At 66.6% G+C, this 716-nt stretch carries 1 protein-coding gene and 1 pseudogene; both read left to right on the top strand.

The features are described from left to right. Positions 1–223 (top strand): annotated as a pseudogene (locus OR16_RS39350) (hypothetical protein); the annotation flags it as partial. 163 nt (positions 224–386) lie between these two features. Further along, positions 387–716: cation:proton antiporter (locus tag OR16_RS39345; protein WP_006165138.1), on the top strand; the 330-nt coding region annotated here is incomplete at its 3' end.

The following is a 716-nucleotide window of genomic DNA, read 5'->3' as shown; positions in this document are numbered from 1 at the left end:
GGACTTCGAGGCCGCCTTTGCCGCGCGCGACGGCTGGGACGGCGAGGCTTACCTCGGCGCGGTCGAGGCGGCGCTAGGGCTGGAGCAGCGTGAGACCGCGCTGGGCTACTTCGACAAGGCGCGCGCCAGCGGTGCCGCTCAGGGCAAGTCGCGCTCGCTCTATGCCCGCATGGAAACCGGGCTGCGCGCGACCCGGCCCGGATGGAAGTTCTGGGGCGTGTAGCCTGCGCAGCCAGCCGCATCCGCGGCTCCGTCACGATAAAAAAACGCCATCCCGGCAAGATGGTTTTTTTACGTGTGAATGCATCACGTTGGCAGCAGCTTCCGCGCCTCTGTCGGACAAACTCCGACATGGAATGTCATGTGGCTCCGCTACCATATAGTCCATGAATGGACTGAGCCAATTGTTTCCAAGCCTGCCCCTGGCACCCGGCCTTTTCTGGGTCGGGCTGGCGCTGGTGGGCGCCGGCCTGGCGGGTGAGATATGCCGCACGTACCTGAGGCTGCCCCGCATCGTCGGCTATGCCGCCACGGGCCTCGCGGCCGGCATGCTCGGCCGCGGCATCGTGGACGAGGACATGATCGCGCAGACCCGCATCCTGATCGACATGGCGCTGGCGCTCGCCCTGTTCGAGCTCGGGCACCGGCTCTCGCTCACCTGGCTGCGGGCCAACCGCTGGCTGCTCTTCACCAGCGCCTTTGAAAGCCTGCTGACC

Source organism: Cupriavidus basilensis OR16 (assembly GCF_000243095.1).
GTDB lineage: Bacteria > Pseudomonadota > Gammaproteobacteria > Burkholderiales > Burkholderiaceae > Cupriavidus > Cupriavidus basilensis_D.
The sequence above is the reverse complement of the archived record's forward strand: the minus strand, read 5'-3'. Positions and strand labels throughout refer to the sequence as shown.